At 73.3% G+C, this 2,716-nt stretch carries 2 protein-coding genes; both read left to right on the forward strand.

Annotated features, from left to right (window positions below; genetic code table 11):
* Positions 1 to 140: 140 nt before the first annotated feature.
* A complete protein-coding gene (locus DQW06_RS16825; RefSeq protein ID WP_019608783.1) occupies positions 141 to 1,328 on the forward strand; it encodes an acetyl-CoA C-acetyltransferase in 1,188 nt (395 codons plus the stop codon).
* Between the two features lie 336 nt (positions 1,329 to 1,664).
* Positions 1,665 to 2,621, forward strand: coding sequence for a methylmalonyl Co-A mutase-associated GTPase MeaB (gene meaB / locus DQW06_RS16830; RefSeq protein ID WP_013151413.1), 957 nt, complete (start codon positions 1,665 to 1,667; stop codon positions 2,619 to 2,621).
* Positions 2,622 to 2,716 lie beyond the last annotated feature (95 nt).

Raw genomic sequence — 2,716 nt, forward strand, 5'->3', positions numbered from 1 at the left:
GAGGAGGAGGGCGGGGTGATGAACTCGCTGGCCGAGTGCGGTGCGTCACTCATGGGGTGAACCTCCCGGGGATCGCTGACGGCGGTGTGGGTATCGTTGCAGACCAGGTGCGTCACCCATGCATTTGGAGGCCAGTTACGATGCCCGGTTCCGTCATCGTCGGTGGGGCACGGACCCCCACCGGCAGACTCCTCGGCTCCCTCGCCGGGTTCTCCGCCGCCGACCTCGGGGGCTTCGCGATCAAGGCCGCGCTGGAACGCGCCGGCATCACCGGCGAACAGGTCGGATACGTGGTCATGGGACAGGTGCTCCAGGCGGGCGCGGGCCAGATCCCGTCCCGCCAGGCCGCCGTCAAGGCGGGCATCCCCATGAACGTGCCGTCGGTGACGATCAACAAGGTCTGCCTGTCCGGCCTGGACGCGATCGCCCTCGCCGACCAGCTCATCTCCGCGGGCGAGTTCGACGTGGTGGTGGCCGGGGGCATGGAGTCCATGACCAACGCGCCGCACCTGCTGCCCAAGTCGCGCAAGGGCTACAAGTACGGGTCGGTCGAGGTCCTGGACGCGACCGCGCACGACGGCCTGACCGACGCCTTCGAGGGCGACTCCATGGGCGCCTCCACCGAGCGCCACAACGGCAAGCTCGGCATCGGGCGCGAGGAGCAGGACGCCTTCGCGGCCCGCTCCCACCAGCGCGCGGCCGCCGCGGCCGCCGCCGGGTACTTCGACGCCGAGATCGTCCCCGTCCAGATCCCGCAGCGCAAGGGCGACCCCGTCGTCTTCTCCGCCGACGAGGGCGTGCGGGCCGACACCACCGCCGAGAGCCTGGCCCGCCTGCGCCCCGCCTTCGACAGCGAGGGCACCATCACCGCGGGCTCCTCCTCGCAGATCTCCGACGGCGCCGCCGCGGTGGTCGTGATGAGCCGCGCCAAGGCGGAGGAACTGGGCGCCACGGTCCTGGCCGAGATCGGCGCGCACGGCAACGTCGCCGGTCCGGACAACTCGCTGCACTCCCAGCCCTCCAACGCCATCCGGCACGCGCTGGGCAAGGCGGGCCGCTCGGTCGAGGACCTGGACCTGATCGAGATCAACGAGGCCTTCGCCGCGGTGGGTCTCCAGTCCACCCGCGACCTGGGCGTCTCGGAGGACATCGTCAACGTCAACGGCGGCGCCATCGCGCTCGGTCACCCTATCGGCGCCTCCGGGGCCCGCATCGCCCTGCACCTGGTCCACGAGCTGCGCCGCCGCGGCGGCGGGTTCGGCGCGGCCGCCCTGTGCGGCGGCGGCGGCCAGGGCGACGCCCTGCTGTTCACGGTCCCCGCCGAGTAATCCAGCTGACGACGCCCGCCGAGCGGTGCCGCTGACGGTTCCCGCCCGGTAGTGCCGCCGCCCGGGGCGCCCATCGAGCGGTGCCGCGCCGGGCCCAGGGCCAGGCAGCCACGGCCGCCGGACTGCGGCCGACCCCCTCGTGGACGCCGTCCGCGGGCGCCGGGAGATCCCCGGACGCCCGCGTGGCGGACCGCGCGGGGGACCCGATCCGAAGACACTGTGACTCGAAGACACTGTGTACCCGGGAGAGCCCCGGGGACACGACGCACCTGACAGCCGCGGGGCGGGGGCCACGAGCCCTCGCCCCGTCCTGCTCCGCCCACACCGAGGAGTTCCATGGACACCCCCCGACTGGTCGAACGGGTCCGCGAGGGCGACCGCCGGGCACTGGCCCGCGCGATCACCCTGGTCGAGAACGGGGCCGCCGCCCTGCGCGAGATCATGGCGGGCCTGGCCCCGCACACCGGCCGTGCCCGGGTGGTGGGTTTCACCGGCTCCCCGGGGGTGGGCAAGTCCACCACCACCAACGCCGTCGTGCGCGCGGCCCGGGCGAAGGGGCTGACCGTCGCCGTGCTCGCCGTGGACCCGTCCTCGCCGTTCACCGGCGGCGCCCTGCTCGGCGACCGCGTGCGGATGCAGGAGCACGCCACCGATCCGGGGGTGTTCATCCGCTCCATGGCCAACCGCGGGCACCTGGGCGGGCTGTCCTGGGCCACGCCGCACGCCCTGCGGGTGCTCGACGCGGCCGGGTTCGACGTGATCCTGGTGGAGACGGTGGGCGTGGGCCAGGCCGAGGTGGAGATCGCCGGGCAGGCCGACACCACCGTGGTGCTGTGCGCCCCGGGCATGGGCGACTCGGTGCAGGCCGCCAAGGCGGGCGTGCTGGAGGTCGCCGACGTCTTCGCGATCAACAAGGCGGACCGGGAGGGCGCCAAGTCCACCCTGCGCGAGCTGCGCCAGATGATCGCCATGAAGGATCGCACCGACCAGGAGTGGAAGCCGCCGATCGTGATGACCGTCGCCTCCAGGGACGAGGGCGTCGACGAGCTGTGGGAGCGGATGGACCAGCACTTCGCCCACCTGGAGGCCAGCGGCGACCTGGCCCGTCGCCGTCGCGCCCGCGCCCGGGACGAGGTGCAGGCGATCGTGCTGGACCTGCTGCGCTCGCGGATGGGCGGGGCGGGCGACGACACCGGCCTGGACGCGCTGGCCGAGGACGTGGCGGAGGGGAGGAGGGACCCCTATGCCGCCGCTGACGTGGTGCTGAAGGAGTTGGGCACTGACCTGGGGTGAGGCTGGTGCTGGTGCTGGTGCTGGTGCTGGTGCCGGTGCCGGTGCCTGTGGTGATGTCAGTGGCGGCCGTGTTTTCCGCAGGTGGTCGGGTTTTC

This window comes from Nocardiopsis sp. TNDT3 (assembly GCF_003427465.1).
GTDB classification, from domain to species: Bacteria; Actinomycetota; Actinomycetes; order Streptosporangiales; family Streptosporangiaceae; genus Nocardiopsis; species Nocardiopsis dassonvillei.

What these genes read in the sequence shown, in the direction of transcription:
- DQW06_RS16825 (WP_019608783.1), top strand. Translation starts at nt 141, where the DNA reads ATGCCCGGTTCCGTCATCGTCGGTGGGGCACGGACCCCCACCGGCAGA.
- meaB (WP_013151413.1), top strand. Translation starts at nt 1,665, where the DNA reads ATGGACACCCCCCGACTGGTCGAACGGGTCCGCGAGGGCGACCGCCGG.